The 17,176-nt window shown below is 71.3% G+C and carries 9 protein-coding genes; 7 read left to right on the top strand and 2 right to left on the bottom strand.

Translation table 11 applies throughout. From position 1 onward, the window contains the following. The first annotated feature begins 17 nt into the window (after window positions 1-17). Window positions 18-4,541, top strand: a complete 4,524-nt coding sequence (locus FL344_RS05550; protein ID WP_141617788.1) for a hypothetical protein — start codon at window positions 18-20, stop codon at window positions 4,539-4,541. Window position 4,542: 1 nt separating this feature from the next. On the opposite strand, the gene FL344_RS05555 is transcribed toward FL344_RS05550, so the two are convergent. Next, window positions 4,543-5,391, bottom strand: a complete 849-nt coding sequence (locus tag FL344_RS05555) for a hypothetical protein (RefSeq protein ID WP_141617789.1) — start codon at window positions 5,389-5,391, stop codon at window positions 4,543-4,545. Window positions 5,392-5,451: 60 nt separating this feature from the next. Between FL344_RS05555 and galU the strand changes: the two genes are divergently transcribed. From galU to def, 6 genes are all read left to right on the top strand, one after another. Continuing rightward, window positions 5,452-6,354, top strand: coding sequence for a UTP--glucose-1-phosphate uridylyltransferase GalU (gene galU / locus FL344_RS05560; RefSeq protein ID WP_141591695.1), 903 nt, complete (start codon window positions 5,452-5,454; stop codon window positions 6,352-6,354). Next, the gene (locus FL344_RS05565; RefSeq protein WP_090484501.1) at window positions 6,351-7,106 is read left to right on the top strand and encodes a hypothetical protein; all 756 of its coding nucleotides are present in this window, start codon (window positions 6,351-6,353) and stop codon (window positions 7,104-7,106) included. The genes galU and FL344_RS05565 overlap by 4 nt, the downstream gene beginning before the upstream one ends. 108 nt (window positions 7,107-7,214) lie before the next feature. Further along, window positions 7,215-7,841 carry a glutathione S-transferase family protein gene (locus FL344_RS05570; protein WP_011551544.1) on the top strand — a complete coding sequence of 209 codons (627 nt, stop codon included), beginning with the start codon at window positions 7,215-7,217 and terminating at the stop codon, window positions 7,839-7,841. A gap of 134 nt (window positions 7,842-7,975) precedes the next feature. Beyond that, window positions 7,976-10,363, top strand: coding sequence for a primosomal protein N' (gene priA, locus FL344_RS05575; RefSeq protein ID WP_141617790.1), 2,388 nt, complete (start codon window positions 7,976-7,978; stop codon window positions 10,361-10,363). 15 nt (window positions 10,364-10,378) lie between these two features. Next, on the top strand, window positions 10,379-15,871 hold the full coding sequence (locus FL344_RS05580; RefSeq protein ID WP_141617791.1) for a DnaJ domain-containing protein: 5,493 nt from the start codon (window positions 10,379-10,381) through the stop codon (window positions 15,869-15,871). Window positions 15,872-15,960: 89 nt separating this feature from the next. Then, complete coding sequence (def, locus tag FL344_RS05585; protein WP_140873620.1) at window positions 15,961-16,494, top strand: peptide deformylase; 534 nt, start codon at window positions 15,961-15,963, stop codon at window positions 16,492-16,494. Here the strand turns inward: def and nth are convergent. Then, on the bottom strand, window positions 16,448-17,164 hold the full coding sequence (nth, locus tag FL344_RS05590) for an endonuclease III (protein WP_255508170.1): 717 nt from the start codon (window positions 17,162-17,164) through the stop codon (window positions 16,448-16,450). The two genes, def and nth, sit on opposite strands and share 47 nt — an antisense overlap. Between the last annotated feature and the right edge of the window lie 12 nt (window positions 17,165-17,176).

The following is a 17,176-nucleotide window of genomic DNA, read 5'->3' on the forward strand; positions in this document are numbered from 1 at the left end:
TGTAGACTGCCGCACCCATGGGTGGCGTGAGAAACGGCAGGAACGCCGGCACGCCGGAGCCCGCAGCGGTCCGACAGGAGGCGCTGCAGCCCGGCGCGTCCGACGTCAAGCCCGCGGAGGATGTCAGCGAAGGGGTGGACCGGCACTTCCGGTCCGCGGCTCGGCAGTTGCGAGAGGGCTCCGCCGCGCGCGCGTTCGGAGAGCTTGCGCGCGCCAGCCGGACCCTTCCGATGACGCCGCGCCTGGCCGCCGGGATTGTGCGCATGGCGCTGCTGGCGGGCACCGAGGCGGCGGCCATCACCCTGCTGGAGGTGGCGCCCACGGTGGTCTCCAGCAGGCGCGCGGTCCGGCGTCAGCTCGCGCGGGTACTGCGACGGGTGGACCAACTGCCGCGTGCCGCCGCCGCGCTCGAAGCCCTCCTGGTGGAATGGCCCGATGACCGGCGTGCCCAGCGCGTGCTCCAGGTGCTGCGTGCGCGCATCGAGGGCAAGGCGGTGCCTGACGCTGGTGCGAGCGTGCCGAAGGTGGATGAGGATGGGCAGGGTGTGTTGGCGAAGCTCCCAGCGCGGAAAGAAGGCACGCAGGCAGCGGCCTCTTGGGAGAACGACGACGCCGTCTACCTCATCGAAACCGTGGTGGGGCCGCCGCTCTCCGCGAGGGCGCCCTCGGCGTCAGCTTCCACGGTCGGTGCGGCGGAGGCACGTTCGCAGCCTTCGGTGTCGCAGCGCCCAGAGGCTGGTGGAGGAGCGCCTGCGACCGCGTTACCTGAGCGCGGCGCGGAGGGGCTTCAGGCGGAAGCTCCGCCCGTCTCGGAACAACGTGAGCCTGTGTCGAGTTCGCTCTCGCCGCCTGGGCCTGATGTGCGCGCGACGGCCTCGTCCAAGGGGGGCGAAGCGCTGCCCGATGCCGATGCGCGTCCATCGCCCGTGAAGGCGCCACTCACTGAATCGCTCAAGACGGTGTTGGAGATGCCGGCGGTGGAACTCCCCTCGGTGACTCCCCGTGGCACCTCTGCTGCCGAAGCACCCAAGACTGTCGTGGAAATGCCGGCGGTGGTTGTGCCACCGAGGGCATTTGACTTCGAGGCGCGCAAAACGGAAGTGGAGATGCCCGCGCTAGGGGACGTCGCCGTGCCCCCGTCTCCAGGTGTGGCCAAGACGTTTGTTCCGGGGCGCGCGCCACTGCCCGTGCCTTGGGCCGATGCCCCAGACGACGACGCGCCCGTGCCCGCGCGGGTCGCTCGCTTCGACGACGAAGGTGAAGTCACTTCGGAGGCACAGCCCTTTCTCGTCGGCGCTGACGTATCGAGTCCTCCACCGCGCCAGCAGACTCCTTCCTCTTCGAAGCGCGAGCGGCGGAAGACCCCGCCCCCGTCCGAGGCGCTGCCTCCGCCCATCACGTCCAGTGCCGCACCCGAGCCGGATGCCCGCTCAGGCACCATGGAGGTGTCGTTGGCGGAGCTGGAGGCCGCGCTCGCCTCGGCTTCTGGCGATGCACCGAACAAGAAAGGCCGCGCTTCCGAGGCGAGCGCGGGGCCTCGGGAAGAAGACACCGAGGAGCTGACCCGCTCGCGGAAGGTCGAGGCCCAGCTCATCGCTCGACGGGCCTGGGCCGAGCTGGCTCAGCTCTACCTCAAGCGGGCGGACCGGGCGAAGGACGCGTCCCTGCGCGCCGATGCGTTGGCGCGCCTCGCGGAGGTGATGGAGAACGAGCTCCACGACCCCGCGGGCGCCGCGCGCATGTACCGGGAAATCGTGGAGCTGACGGGGGACCGCGCGGCGCTTCGAGATCAGGTGCGGTTGCTCGCCGCGAGAGGGGACGCGTCCCTCGTGCGCCGTGCGCTGGACGAGGCCATCCGGCGCGCGCCCGCTGGCCGCGCACGCGCGGGGGCTCTGCTCACGCGGGGCGAGCGCTGGCTCCACATGGGCGAGCTGAAGAAGGCTCGCGCGGACTTCGAGGCGGCGGAGTCCTCCGCGCCCGGACTGCTTCCCGTGCTCGCGGGGATGCTCCGCTGCGTGTCGGACGCGGAACGTCCGTCCATCGCGGAACGGCTCCGGGTGGCACTGGCGGCGGCACCACGCCGTGCGCTGGACCGCGTGGAAGCGCTGCGCGTCCTGGCCCAGGTCGCGGAGGAGTCGCTGAGCGATTTGCGGCTCGCGCAGTGGGCCTGGAGCGAGGTGCTCACGGAGAGTCCCGACAGCGAGCAGGCGCGCGTGCAGCTCACGACGCTGACGCGAAAGCTCGGCGACACGACGGTGCTCAGCCGGCTTCTGCGTGCGCAGCTCGCCCGTGAAGCCCGAGGGCCCGCCGCGCGTCAGGCCCGGCTGGAGCTGGTCGCCACGTTGGATGCCCAGGGTGACGCCGATGCCGCGCTCGAGGAGTTGCGTCAGGCCGTGCGCTACGAGCCGGGCCACAAGGAAGCGTGGCTGATGCTCGTGGAGCGTCTCCTCGAACGCGACCACCTGGGCGAGGCGGCTTGGGCCCTGGAGCACGCGGCCACCGCCATGGAGGACGAGGAGGAGCGGGAGCGCACCTGGGACCGGCTCGCGCGTCTGTGGCGCGAGGTGATGGGCAATCCCGAGCGCGCGCAGGTCTACGCCCGCCGGGCGGAGGGAATCCGCCAGGCCCGCGTAGAGCGTGAAGTGCCGCCTCCCGAGCCGCCACGCTCCGCGGCTCCTCGCCGTGAGTCGAGCGGCCCTCGTGCGTCACTCATCGCGGCGCCCCCGGTGCTGACGCAATCGTCCGGAAACCTCCAGCGCCTCGCCAACGAGGAGGCGTCCACCACGGACATCGGGGTTGCTCCACCCGCGTCCGAAAGCGTGGAGCCACCCCGCGATGAAGTCGGGAGAAATCCTCCGGGCGCCGCGGTGGAGCAGGGCCGCAAGGCTTCGCCGGAGCCCGCCTCTTCGGGGCGGAAGGGGAGGCGGGAGGCCCGTTCCGGCCGCGAGGCCCCGTCTGAAGTGGACGCTGGGGCGCGAGGTGAACCGCGTGCGCTGGCCGCGGATGCGCCGCTTCCCAAGGGCGCGGCGCGTGCCACCGTCTCGCCAGCGCAAGGCGAACCGCGCGTTCCCGTGGAAGCTTTCGCCGCATCGCCACCCAAGGCAGAAGCACGTGCAGCCGCGTCGCCTCCCAGGGGCGAGGCCCGCAACCCGCCTTCATCCCCAGGCAACACAGCAGCCCCGCCGCCACGCGCTCCCGCCGAGTCCGCGGACGCCGCCGTCTCCCCCAAGGCGCCGGCTGCTCAACGCTCCCCCGCGTCCTCGCGCGGAGACAAGGCCGCGCCACGCGCCGCCGCGTCCGGAAGTGAAGCGGAGCAAGGGCCCGCTTCTCGCGACGCGGAGGCCCGAGCCCAGCGTCCTCGGGCCACCGACCTCATCACAGGCGAGGTCATGGACCTCGGTGATGCCCCCGTCCCGGAGACCCGCGTCATCTCCTGGGAAGCGCCGCCCGGCCGGATGGACCCGGTGCGCCGCGTCGTCCGCGCGCGCCCGGAGGGCACGGTTTCCGCCCCGGCGCCGGGCCGCACGTTCATCGCGAAGCCACCCGCGGCGCCCGAGCCTCCGCGGCCGGTCCCCGGCGTCATGGACCCGCGCGAATCACCCGCGCCCGCCTATGTGCCGCCACCGGACACCGAGCCCGATGCCTTCCGGCACATCCGAGAGCGCCCGCTCGACGCGAAGCCCTATCGACTCCTCGCCGAGTACTTCGACCAGCGAGGAGACCCGGCGCGTGCCTCGCTCATGCGCGAAATCGCCGATGCGCTCGACGGGCTCGAAACTCCCGCGCCGCGCGGCCAGCGTCCACCGCTGACCTCCGACGAGCGCGCTGGCCTGCGTCACCCTGGTCTGCGCACGCCCTCGGGCGAACTGCTGGCCTGCACCGGAATCGCGCTCTGCCGCCTGTTCCCAGCGGAGGGCCGCGCCGCCGGTTCCTCGGAGCTGCTGCGCGCCACCGCGGGCCCCTGCGCGCCCGCCGTGCTCGACGCGCTGCACACCGCCGCGCGGATGCTGGACGTCCACCTGCCCGAACTCGTGCTCGCAGAGGACGACGGCCCGCCCTTCACCGCCGTGCACGCGGGCCACCCGCGCCTCCTCGTGGGCCGGCTCCTGCTGCGTGAGCCCATGCCGCTCCCGGAGCTGCGCTTCCACGTGGGCCGCGCCTTGCTGTCCCTGTCGCCGGACCTGCTCGCGCTCCGGGCCCTCAAGGGGGGCCAGCTCCTCCGCGCCCTGGCGCTGCTGGCCACCGTGCTGAAGGACCCGCGTGCCTCCGGAGCCGAGGCCCGCGTGGTGCGCGAGTCCCTGTCGCCGCGCGCCCTGGAGCGCGCCATGGCCTTGCTGGAGCCCGGCACCCAGAACTTCAAGGCTTCGGCGCTCGCAGACGCCGCGCGGGATTCCGCCAACCGCGCGGGCCTGGTGGCCTGCGGAAGCATTGGCCCCGCGCTGTCCGTCCTGCGGACGCGCCGGGGCAACGAGGCGGAGCTGGTGGAGCTGCTGCGCTTCGCCGCGTCGGAGCGCTACCTGCCGCTCCGGGCGCCGCGCTGACTCAGTTCATGTTCAGCTTGATGGTGAGCGCCAGCATGCGCCCCTTGGGGCCGCCCAGGTCGTGGCGGTAGCCGAAGTCCAGGCCGCCTCCGCCCTCGGACATGAAGCCGAGCCCCGTGCTGATTTGCGACGTCCGCGTGAAGCCGTCGTAGGAGTAGCCCATGCGCACCGGGAACAGCTCGCCCAGGATGTACTCCAGACCGCCGTGGTACGTGAACGTCCTGGTGTCGTTCGTCGTGAAGTCCGCGCGCACGTCGCCTGCGAGCGTCAGCAGCCCCGTCATCACCCCGACGTGCGCCGAGTAGTAGCGCGTCAGCTCCTCATTGCCAGTGTCCACGATGTTGTGCGCGGAGAAGCCCGCCATCAGTGACGGCGACAGCCGGAGTATCAGGCCCGCGTCGCCGGTGACGGAGTTGGCGAACCGCGACTGGCCGCTCATGCGCAGATAACGCACCGTGGCGCCGAGCATGAGCGCCTGACTGATGGGCAGTCCCACGCCCATCGAGCTGAGGTGGGCGCTGGCGCGCGCGCCGCCGCGCCCCACGCTCACCCAGTGGTAGTCCACGCCCATCCCCAGGCGGCTCGTGGCGGCGTCGACGACGGAGACGCCCAGCAACCCTTCCTTCCGCCGCGTATCCCACGCGCCGGTGCCTTCGACCCGGTAGGACGGGTAGAGGACCATCGCCGCGGGATTGCCCATGATGGCATCCGTGCCCAGCCCCAGGGCCCGGTAGGCGCCGCCCATGCCATAGGCGCGTGCGCTCATGACATCGCGAAGGTCCTCGGCGGGCTGCGCCAGAGCGGTAGTGGACACACAAAGGGCAATCAGCACCAAGGCGCGAAGCAACATGACAAGTCCATCCTATCCAGCTTGATGGGGTCAGGGGCCATCAATAGATTCCCAGCCCTCATGGCCTCCAAAACCTCGAAGGTAGAGCCCCTCATCCGCAAGTGTGTCATCCCGGCAGCCGGCCTGGGCACGCGCTTCCTGCCGGCGACCAAGGCGGTTCCCAAGGAGATGCTGCCTATCGTCGATACTCCGACGCTCCAGTACATCGTGGAAGAGGCGGTATCCGCCGGCATCGAGGATGTCGTCCTCATCAATGGCCGCGGCAAGGGCGCCATCGAGGACCACTTCGACATCGGCTTCGAACTGGAGACGACGCTGCGTGCGCGCGGCAAGGAGTCCGAGGCCGACAAGCTGCGCGCCATCGCGGACCTCGTGCGCGTCGTCAGCATCCGTCAGAAGGAGCCCAAGGGACTGGGCCACGCGGTGCTGTGCGCCAAGAGCGTCATCGGCGACGAGCCCTTCGGCGTGCTGCTGGGCGACGACATGATTGACGCCGAGGAGCCGGGAATCCGCCAGCTCGCTCGGGTGTATCGCCAGTACAACCAGGCGGTCATCGCGCTCATGGAAGTGCCGGAGAGTGAGACGCACATGTACGGCATCGCCGCGGGCACGGACCTGGGTGATGGTGTCATGCGCATCGACCGCATCGTGGAGAAGCCGAAGAAGGGCACCGCGCCCTCCAACCTCGCCGTCATCGGCCGCTACGTGCTGCCGCCCGACATCTTCCCCATTCTGGAGAACCAGACGCCGGGTGTGGGCGGTGAAATCCAGCTCACCGATGGCCTGGCCACGCTCCAGCAGTCGAAGGGGCTGCTCGGCTACCGCTTCAAGGGTCAGCGCTATGACGCGGGCGACAAGGTGGGGTACCTGAAGGCCAACATCGCCTACGCGCTCAAGCGTCCGGACCTGCGTGCCGGGCTGCTCGAGTACATGCGTGAAGTCGTGAAGACGGAGAAGCCGTGAAGCGCACCGTTGCACTCCTCGCTGTCCTGGTCTCCTTCGCCGCGGCGGCCTACGTGCTGCCCGGCAGCTCCATCATCCGCCGCATGTCGGCGGAGCGCGCCGAGCTGAGGCTGTCCACGTTGCGCGTGGAAGGCTCCCTCAGCTTCGGAGGTCCGGCCGTCAAGGAGGCCGGCGCAGCGCTGGGGACGCCCACGGACCGCCCGGAGGTGCAGGGTGACGGCGTGCTGTCCATCCGCGTGCCCGGCCGCTGCCGCTTCGAGGCCTCCGTGCCCGACGGCAACGCCCAATCCGCGGTGGTCCAGTCGGGTGGCCGCCGTCGCGTGCAGGGGACCGAGATTCCCTCCATGTCGGCGCTCGTCGCGCAGGTGTGCCCGCTGCTCGCCACGGGCAGCGGCAACGTGCAGGAGCTGAAGGAAGCGGTGATTCGCCACCTCCAGAACCTGGGCATCGAGACGGGGCGGACCGGACTGGCGCGCTTCGGCGGCGAGGTGGCCTACGTCATCGGCGACATGGCCGAGGGCCGCCCGCAGTTCTGGGTCTACAAGGACTCCTTCCGCCCGGCCCGGTTGCGTTACTCGGACGCGTCGGGGACGGCCTGGGACGTCCGCTTCCTGGACTACAACTCGCCCGCCACGGGAGAGTGGCTGCCCCGCACCATCGAGGTGTGGCGCGGCGGTCAGCGCAACCTGCGCTTCACCGCCTTGAAGGGGGACAACCGGGCCAGCCTGCCCGACTCGCTCTTCACCCTGTAGTCAATGCCGCCACTTTCCTGAATTCCTTGCGGCGCTGGCGGCGGCCATGAAGAGTCTGGCCCCGCCTGGCCGGGACTTTCCCCGGCTCGCCACGCAGAGGAATGTCCCATGAAGGTGTACGGCCTCCCGATGAGCACTGCCACGCGTTCGGTCCTCACCACCCTGGCGGAGAAGGGCCAGGAGGCGGAGCTTGTCGTCGTCGACCTCACGAAGGGGGAGCAGAAGAGCCCCGCGTACATGGAGCACCACCCCTTCGGCGTCATCCCCGCCTTCGAGGACGATGACGGCTTCAAGCTCTACGAGTCGCGCGCCATCATCCGCTATCTGGACCGCAAGCTGCCGGGGCCCTCGCTGACGCCGTCCGACGTGCATGCGTACGCGCGCATGGAGCAGTTCATCAGCGTGGAGCAGTGTTACTTCTCGCCCTCCGCGATGAAGGTCATCTGGGAGCGCCTCTTCAAGAAGGTGATGGGCGGCGGCACGCCGGACGAGGCGCGCATCAGCGAGGGCCTGCAGGGCGTCGAGCGCGTCTTCGGCATCATCGAGCCGGTGCTGGGCAAGCAGCAGTACCTGGCGGGAGACGGCTTCTCGCTCGCCGAGGTGACGTGGATGCCCTACATGGATTTCTTCGTCGCCGCGGGCGGCGCGGAGCTCGTCGGCAAATACCCGAACGTGGCGGCCTGGTGGGAGCGCGTCCGGAGCCGTCCTTCGTGGAAGAAGGTCACCGGGGCCTGAGCCCCGAAGTAGCCTCCTGACACGCCGGGTTTCGTCTCACGGGCGGGACCCGGCGGGGAATGTCAGACCCTTCGCGCACTGTGGACCCCGGTAGCAGGACGGATGGGGCCGGGGTGGTGGTTGAAGGGAGTGTCATGGAACAGCGACCCTTGTGGAGCGGGGCGGACGCGGCGCCCGCGAAGGCCCCCACGACGCGGGGTTCCAGGGCGGTGCGCACCTCCGGTGTGAAAAGCCGCCGGGAACTGTCCGAGCCCGCCGTCGCCGCTACAGTGCGCGCCGAAGTGAGCACTCCCGTCCTGGCCTCCATCGCCGTTGGCCGCCCCGTCCGGGGCGAGTTCACCTACACCCTGCCGGACGAGCTGGCGGGCCGCCTGGAGCCGGGGCAGCGCGTGCTGGTGCCCTTCGGCCGGGGTACGGCGCTGGGCTTCTACCTGGGGCCCGCATCTCCGCCGACTAGCGAGAAGGTGCGGCTCAAGGCCGTCCAGCGCGTGCTGGAGGACTCGCCGTCCTTGCCCAAGGACCTCATCGCGCTGCTGCGCTTCGCGGCCGTGCACTACCGCTATCCGCTGGGTGAGGTGATTCGCGGCGCGCTGCCGCCCGGCCTGTCGAAGGCCGTGGATGAGAAGGAAGCCAGGCCGGACGTGCAGCACTTCGCGGTGGCGCTCGTCAACGAGGTGCCGCCGGAGCTGTCGCGCGCGCCCGCCCAGTCCGCCGCGCTCGCGTATCTGCTGGCCGTGGGAGGCAGCGCGCCGCTGGAAGAGGTCGCCCACGCGATTCCAGGCGCGCGAGAGACGCTGAAGAAGCTGGCCACGCGCGGCTTCGCCCGGCTGGAGGAGAAGACGGTGGAGGCCAGCGTGAAGGAGGGCCTGATTCAGGGCCGTCCGGACCACCTCACGCCGGAGCAGGACGCGGCGGGCGTGGTGCTGCGCGCGGCCCTGGACGCGGCCACCTTCCAGCCCTTCCTCCTGCACGGCGTCACCGGCAGCGGGAAGACAGAGGTGTACCTGCGCGCGGCCGAGCATGCGCTGTCGCTGGGGAAGGGCAGCCTCATCTTGGTGCCGGAAATCGCGCTGACGCCGCAGTTGGTGGGCCGCTTCCGCAGCCGCTTCGGCGCGGAGGTGGCGGTGCTGCACTCGGCGCTGAAGGACCGGGAGCGGCTCTTCCACTGGCAGGCGCTGCGCCGCGGCGACGTAAAGATTGCCGTGGGCGTGCGCTCGGCGGTGTTCGCGCCGGTGGACAACCTGGGGCTCATTGTCGTGGACGAGGAGCACGACCCGTCCTTCAAGCAGGAGGAGAAGCTGCGCTACCAGGCGCGCGACCTGGCCGTCGTGCGCGGCAAGCAGGCCGGCGCGGTGGTGGTGCTGGGGTCGGCCACGCCCGCGCTGGAGACGCTGGAGAACGTGAAGCGCGGGCGCTACCAGCTCCTGGAGCTGAAGCACCGCGTGGATGATCGGCCCATGCCCACCATCGAGTTGGTGGACCTGCGCGTGGAGCGTCCGCGCGAGGGCGTGGTGACGGAAGAGGCGCCCATCCTCAGTCCTCCGTTGCTGGAGGCGATGGCGGAGACGATTGGCCGCGGTCAGCAGGTCATCCTCTTCCTCAACCGCCGGGGCCACAGCACCGTCCTCCTGTGCGAGGTGTGCGGCCTGTCGCTCAAGTGCAGCGAGTGTGACGTGTGCCTCACGCACCACCGCTCGCAGAACCGGGTGGTGTGCCACTACTGCGGCCTGGCCATGCCGGTGCCGGAGCAGTGTCTGGAGTGCACGGGCCCCATGCTCAAGCTGGGCATCGGCACCGAGCGTGTGGAGGCGGAGGTGCTGGAGCGCATCCCCGCCGCGCGCGTCGCCCGGTTGGACCGGGACTCGGCCAGCAGCGCCGAGCGGCTGACGGAGATGCTGGCCTCGTTCGCGCGCCGGGAGCTGGATGTCCTGGTGGGCACGCAGATGGTGGCCAAGGGGCACGACTTTCCAGGCGTGACGCTGGTGTGTGTCGTCATGGCGGACACATCCCTCTCCATCCCGGACTTCCGTGCCGCCGAGCGCACCTTCCATTTGCTCACCCAGGTGTCCGGCCGCGCGGGCCGGGGCAAGGACCCGGGCCGGGTGCTGGTGCAGACCTACAATCCGGACGCGGAGCCGGTACGGCGCGTGCTGGCCCACGACTTCGACGGCTTCGCCAATCAAGAACTGGAGTGGCGCAAGGCGCTGGCCTACCCTCCCTATTCACGCATGGCCGCCGTCCGCCTGGAGGGGGAGCACCCCGAACAGACGGCCAGTGTGGCGCGCTCCCTGGGGAACATCGTCTCCCGGCACATGCCCCCTGCGTCCGCCGGGGTCCGCATGCTGGGGCCGGCCCTGGCCCCCATCTCCCGCATCCGTGGCAAGACGCGCTGGCAGCTCCTCTTGAAGGGGCCAACGCATACGGCGCTCGCCCCGCTGCTCGCCCGGCTGGAAGCGGCCCTGGTCGATGTTCCTTCCGCGGTGAAGGTCGTGATCGACGTGGATCCGGGGGCCATGCTGTAGACTCGGTGCCCCCCCATGGGCGCACCGGTTCTTCTCGTCCACGACGACATCGCCAATATCGCCGCCGTGCGGCGCCTGCTCACGCGTGAAGGGTACGAGGTCATCCTCGCCACCTCCGCCGCGGATGCCCTCATTGCGTACGGGCACCACCTGCCCGTGCTGCTCGTGCTCGCGCCCGGCGTGGAGAGTGGCCGGGGCCACCTCGTGCTGGAGGAGTTGCTCCAGCATCCGGATGGCAAGTCGGCCCGGGTGCTGCTCCTGGGCGAGTCCATCCCTGGCTTCAGCGCCCCCGTGGCCCAGCTGCCCCTGGAGGGGGCGGCCTTCGTCGAGCTGGTGGATTCGCTGGTCAAGGCCCCCGCGGATGCGGACGCCTGGCACGTGGTGGAGAACCGGGAGCTGCCTCCGTCGGGTGGTGGTGTCTCGGAGGCCACGGGGTCGGAGATGGAGTCCTGGCACGCGACCCCGCCGCCCTCGGTGGCGGGCGACCCCGCGCTGGCGAATGCGCTCTTCGGGGACCTGGCGCCGCTGCACCAGACGGACTGGGAGCTGGCGGCCATGACGGACGCGGAGCGCTCCGCCCACGAGGCGGCGCAGCAACGCGAGCGTCAGAGCACGCGCGACCTGGATACCGCCATGGAGCGGGCGCACCTGGAGGTGGAAGCCCAGGCGATGGCCTCCATCGACTCGGCGCTGGCTCCGGACTCTGCGGATGGGTGGGGTGAGTCTTCGCCGGGGCAGGACTGGGGCTCGTCGGTGGACGGTGAGCCGGCCGGAGACGACGCGCAGGGCGCGTCCGCGGGGCTTGAGGGAGAAGACGCCGCGCCGACCGAGGATGCTCCGCCGGTGGGACAACTGGCCTGGACGGAGGAGGCTGTTTCTCAGCCTTCGATGCGCACGGCGGCCCTGGCGCCTCGGTTGGGCGATGAGGGGTTCTTCGACGTCGACACGCCCGTGGCCCCGGCGGGGGATGCCCTCTCCGCGGCGGAGGCGGAGCTGGCCGCCATGCGCGGCGGGCCTTCCTTCGACTCCGTGAGCACGGAGGGCTCGCCCTGGACGGAGCTGGCTCCGGACCCCGAGATGGAGCACGCGGGGCGCGTGGGCTCGGGGGCGGATGGCGCGGGCGATGTATCCGGTGAGGCGCCGTCCACGGAGCCCGAGCAGGCGGCGGACGCCGAGCTGCAAGCGCCGTCATCGGAGACGGAAGACACGTGGGGTACGGAGGCGGCGCTCGGTGAGCCCGCGGGCACGCCGGAGCCGGAACAGGCCGCTGAGGAGCCGGACGCGGCGGCGGTCTCCGCGTCCAACTGGGAGTTGCTGGAGGCGGAGCTGCAAGCCGCGTCAGCCCAGTCCCGGGATGACAAGGAGCCGCAGGCGTCGGGCGTGGGGGATGACTGGTTCGACGAGGAGTCCACCGAGACGCCGAAGGAGGAGCCTCGCAGCATCGGGGAGGATTGGTTCGACTCGGATGCGGAGGCGTCGAGCCCCGCGCCAGAGGCGCCGCCCGTCGCCGAGACGCCTGCCCCAGGCGCCGGAGGCTTCGCGGTCCCCGCGCTGATGGCGCAGTGGCAAGCCCAGCAGGAGGAGGCGGAGCGCCAGCTCGAGGAAGCTCACGCGCGTGTGAGCTCTGTCACCGAGGCGCTGGAGCGGGAAGCCGCGCTGCGCCGCGAACTCGAGCGGCAGGTCCAGGGGCTCCAGGAGCGGCTCGCGGCGGAAGAAGAGGAGCGCTCGCGGGAGTCCTTGCTGCGGGCGGAAGCCGAAGCGGCGCTGGAAGGGCTCCGTCAGCGGGAGTCGCCTTCGTCCAGGGGCGCCGCCAGGGCGGCCCTGGCGGGCGATGCGCAGGAGACTGGCGACCTCGCGGCGCTGCGCGAGGAACTGGAAGCGCAAGTCCGGCTCCGCGAGGAAGCCGAGACGCTCACCGCCGAGGTCGAGGCCCAGGTCCGCCGGTTCGAGGATGCCTGCGCCGAGGCGGAGCTGCGGGCCATCGACGCGGAGGCCCGCGCGGAGGCCGAGACGCAGGCCCGTGAGGCAGCGGAGCTTCGCGCTGCGGCGAGCACGCAGGCCTTGCAGGCGCTCGAAGCGCGCCTGGAGTCGGAGGCCGCGGGGCGCGTCGTTTCGGAGGTTCGCGCCGAGTCGGAGTCCAAGGCGCGTCAGGCCGCGGAGCGCCGGGTCGAGTCCGCCGAGGACCTGACCTCGGTGTCGGAAGCGCGCATCGACGCGGAGGCCCGTGCCCGCGAGGCCGCGGAGGCCCGCGCCGAGGTGGAGGCCCAGTCGCGGCTCGAAGCGGACACGCGTGCGCAGCGCCTGTCGCGAGCCCTTGAGGAAGTAGAGGCCCGCGCGGAGCTGGCGGCGCGTGCCCAGGCGGAGGCAGAGGCTCGCGCGGAGCTGGCGGCGCGTGCGTTGGCAGAGGCGGAAGCCCAATCGGAACTGATTGCACGGGCCCTGGCAGACGCCGAGGCGCGTGTGCAGGCGGAGCTCGGTGCGGGCGCCCGTGTGGAGTCCGTGGCCACGGCGCTGGCCGAGGCCGAGGCCCGAGCCGAGATTGAATCCGCGGCCCGTGTGGATGCCGAAGCACGGCTGGCGTCAGCGGAGGCGGCGCTTGCCGAGGCCTCCGCGCGAGCGGAGATTGAGGCCACGGCGCGCGCCGAAGCCGACGCCCGGTTGGAATCGGTCGCGACGGCTCTGGCTGAGGCGGATGCCCGGGCGGAGATGGAGTCCGCGGCTCGCGTGGACGCCGAGGCGCGTCTGGAGTCCATCGCCACGGCGCGTGCCGAGGCCGAGGCCCGAGCCGAGATTGAAGCAACGGCGCGTGCCGAGGCAGAAGCCCGGGCCGAGGTTGAGGCCACGGCGCGCGTGGAAGCTGAAGCCCGGGCCGAGGTTGAGGCCACGGCGCGCGTGGAAGCTGAGGCGCGTGCTGAAGCCGAGGCGTTGGCTCGCCAGGCGGCGGAAGCCCGCGTCACCTCCGAGTCTGATGCGCGCACCGGACAGGAAGCGGAGGCCCGTGCGAACGCAGAGGCCCGCGCGGAGAAGGCGGAAGCCTGGGCTCAGCAAGAAGCGGAGCTACGTGCAAACGCAGAGGCACAGGCTGACCGCGAGGCTGCGGCCCGGGCGGAGGCCGAAGCTCGAGCGGAGCAAGACGCCGCTGCACGACTTGAGGCCGAAGCCCGAGCTGAGCGCGCGACAGCTGCGCTGAAAGAAGCCGAGGCCCGAGTTGAGGGCGCAGAAGCCGCATTGCAAGAAGCCGAAGCCCGAGCTGAGAGCGCGACGGCTGCGCTGAAAGAAGCCGAAGCCCGAGCTGAGAGCGCGACGGCTGCGCTGAAAGAAGCCGAAGCCCGCGCGGCAGTCGAGGCCGAGGCACGAGCCGCAGCCGAGGCCCGCGCCGAAGCAGAGGTCGCCGCACGGTCCGAAATAGAGGCCCGCGCCGAGCGCGAGGCGAAGTTGCGTGCGGCAATCGAGGTCCGTGCGGAGAGCGAGGCGTCCTCGCGAACTGATGCGGACACGCGTGCTTCTCGTGAGTCCGAGGCCCGAGCCGCAGCCGAGGCGCGTGCCGAGCACGAGGCCACGTTGCGCGCCGAAGCCGAGGTGCTCGCGAAGGCGGAGACCCAGGCTCGCGAGAAGGCGGAAGCACAGGCTACCGCGGAGGCGGAGCGCCGCGCCGAAGCCGAAGCCCGAGCCGAACGTGAAGCGCAGGCCCGCGCCGAAGCCGAAGCCCGAGCCGAACGTGAAGCGCAGGCCCGCGCCGAAGCCGAAGCCCGCGCCGAGCGCGAAGCGCAGGCCCGTGCCGAAGCGGAAGCTCGCGCCGAGCAGGAGGCCCAGCAGCGCGCCGAAGCAGAGGCACAGGCCCGGCGAGAAGGAGAGTCCCTCGCCGCCGAGAAGGCCCGCGCCCGAACGGAAGAAGAACACCGCGTCACCGCCGCCGCCCAAGCCGAAGCCGAGTCCCAGGCACGGCGCGAAGCGGAAGCCCGCGCCGAAGCTGCCCTGAAGTCCGCCGAGGAGGCGGAAGCCCGAGCCGAAGCCGAGGCGAAGCGCCGTGCCGAGGCCGAAGCTCGCGTCCAGCAATCCGCCCAGGCCGAAGCCGAAGCGACCGCCCGCGCGAAGGCCGAAGGCCGCCACCGAACGGCCCTCGAAGTCCGCCTGGACGCGGAGGCAACGCAGCGCACGACCCTGGAATCCCGGCTCGAAGAAGAGTCCCGCGCCCGCAGCGAGTCCGAGTCCCGGCTCCTCGCGGAGAACACCAGAATCTCCGAGGAGCTCGCCGAGCTCCGCCTGGAGTACCAGCAGTCCCGAGAGAACCTGGCGAAAGAGCGTGAAGCACGCGAGTCCCTCGAGCAATCCCTGGAGGCACTGCGCACCGAGTCCGCCGAACAGCGGGCCCGCTCCGAACGCGAGCGCCTGGAGCTGGAGGAGCGCGCGCTCCGAGACGCGGAGGAAGCCGCCGCCCAGGCCCGGGCATCCATGCTGCCCCTGGAAGCACCTCCCGGCAGACCCGAGCTGGCCGTGGCCCGCAGTGGCAGCGTCACCCAGGATGGCCTGACGAAGCTGGTGCTCCGGCTCTGTGAGGCCCGCATGGAGATGCGGTTGGAGCTGAAGGTGATGAACGCCCTGCGCGTCCTCTGGCTGCGGGACGGGGCGCTTGTGGGGGCCGTCTCCTCCGCGCAGGGGGAGACGTTGGTCGACCGGGCCCGCGCGGACGGGCTCATCGACGCGCGGCAGGAAGGCGAGCTGCGGCTGGTGCGCAGCGCCACCACGGCCGCGCTGCTGGACGCACTGCGGGGCCGGGGCTACCTGCGGGAGTCCGAAGCCGTGCCCCTGGTCCAGCGCTACACCGAGCAGGTCTTCCTGGACGCGCTGGCGGAGCCCTCGACGCTCTACCGCCTGGTGCCGGAGCCGGCGCCGCACGAGGTGGCGCTCGCCGCCGCCACGCGTCCGCCGCTGCACCTGTTGGCCGAGGCCCTGCGCAACACCCTCACCTCCGAATCCCTGCTGGAGGCCGCCGGGAGCCTGCGCGCGCGCGTCACGCGCGGCGACATCCACCTGGCCCCGGATGACTTCGGCCTGCCTTCGCGGGACCTCCAGCTCCTGTCCCAGGTGGACGGAGAGCACACGCTGGAGGCGCTGCTCCTGGGCGCGGGGCTGCCGCAGGACTCGGCCTTGAAGTCGCTCGCGGTGGCGCGGACGCTGGGGCTCGTCTCGCTGGAGCCCGCCACGGATGAAGACGCGGGTGACCTGCCGCCGGAGCTGGACGTCCGGCGCCTGGAAGCCAAGTTCGAGGAGATCCAGGACGCGGACTACTTCGCGGTGCTGGGGCTGGCCCGCTCGGCGGGGGGCGAGGAGGTCAAACGCGCCTACGAGCTGCTGGCCGCCGAGTTCCACCCGCTGCGCTTCGCGGGGCATCCCGACCCGGCGCTCCAGCACCGTGCGCAGCAGATTCGCACCGTGCTCGCCGAGGCCGCCCAGGCCCTGGGAGACGACCGGCTGCGCGCGGAGTACGCCCGGAGCCTGCTCGACTGACGCCCGTCGGACGGACGGCCTCCCGGGAGTGCAGGGCGGCCCACCCGGGGCGGTTGCCCGTCCGCTCCGGTGAGATTAAGACGGCGTCCATGGTCCGTGAGATCCTCATCTGGCCCGACCCTGTCCTGAAGCAGAAGGCCAAGCCGGTGGCGAAGGTGGATGACTCCACCCGCACGCTGGTGAAGGACATGTTCGAAACGATGTACTCCGCTGAAGGCGTGGGCCTGGCCGCCCCGCAAATCGGCGTGCTCCAGCGCGTCATTGTGCTGGACACCACGCACAGCCAGCCGGAGCTGAAGCCCATTGCGATGATCAATCCGGAGATCATCGCCATGGAAGGCGACACGACCTACAACGAGGGTTGCCTGTCCATCCCTGGCGAGGCCGCGGATGTCGACCGGGCCGCCGTGGTCACCGTGAAGTTCCTGGACCCGGACGGTCAGGAGCAGACGCTGCGCTGTGACGGGCTGCTGTCCATCGCGGTGCAGCACGAGACGGACCACCTCAACGGCACCGTCTTCGTGGACCACATCTCGTCCCTGAAGCGTGAGTTCATCCGCAAGCGGATGAAGCGCCTCAAGACTTCGCGCGAGCGCGAGGCGAGCGCGCCGGCGTCTCCGTAGCGCCGGCGTCCTTCTGGACCTTCACGCCCTTCTTCGGGCACAGGTCCGCGACGACGCAGCGCTCACACGCGGGCGAGCGGGCAAAGCAGGTCCGCCGCCCGTGCCACACCAGGAGCTGGTGGCCCAGGGCCCACCGCTCCGACGGCAGCACGGACTGCATGTCAGCTTCCACCTTGTCCGGGTCCGCCTTCGTGGTGAACCCGAGCCGGAAGGCGAGCCGCTTCACGTGCGTGTCCACGGGGAAGGCCACGTCGCCTCCCAGGTGGATGCACACCACGCCCGCCGTCTTGCGGCCCACGCCTGGCAGCTTCTCCAGCGCGTCCCGTTTCAAGGGAACCTGCCCGGCGTGCTCCTGCACCAGCGACCGCGCGGCCGCGACGATGTTCTTCGCCTTGGCGCGGTACAAGCCGCAGGTGCGGATGAAGGGCTCCACGTCCGACGGTTCTGCTTCCGCATAGGCCAGGGCGTTGGAGAAGCGCTGGAAGAGGGCCGGCGTCACCATGTTGACGCGCTTGTCCGTGCACTGCGCGGAGAGGATGACAGCCACCAGCAGTTCCAGGGGCGTCCGATAGTCCAGCTCGATGCGGGCATCCGGCATGTCCGCAGCCAGGCGGTCCATCACCAGCAACGCGCGCTTTCGCTTCTCGGCGACTGTCTCACGTCCAGGCACGGCGCCGTTGTA

The sequence above is a fragment of the Myxococcus sp. AB036A genome (assembly GCF_006547355.1).
Taxonomy (GTDB): Bacteria; Myxococcota; Myxococcia; order Myxococcales; family Myxococcaceae; genus Myxococcus; species Myxococcus virescens.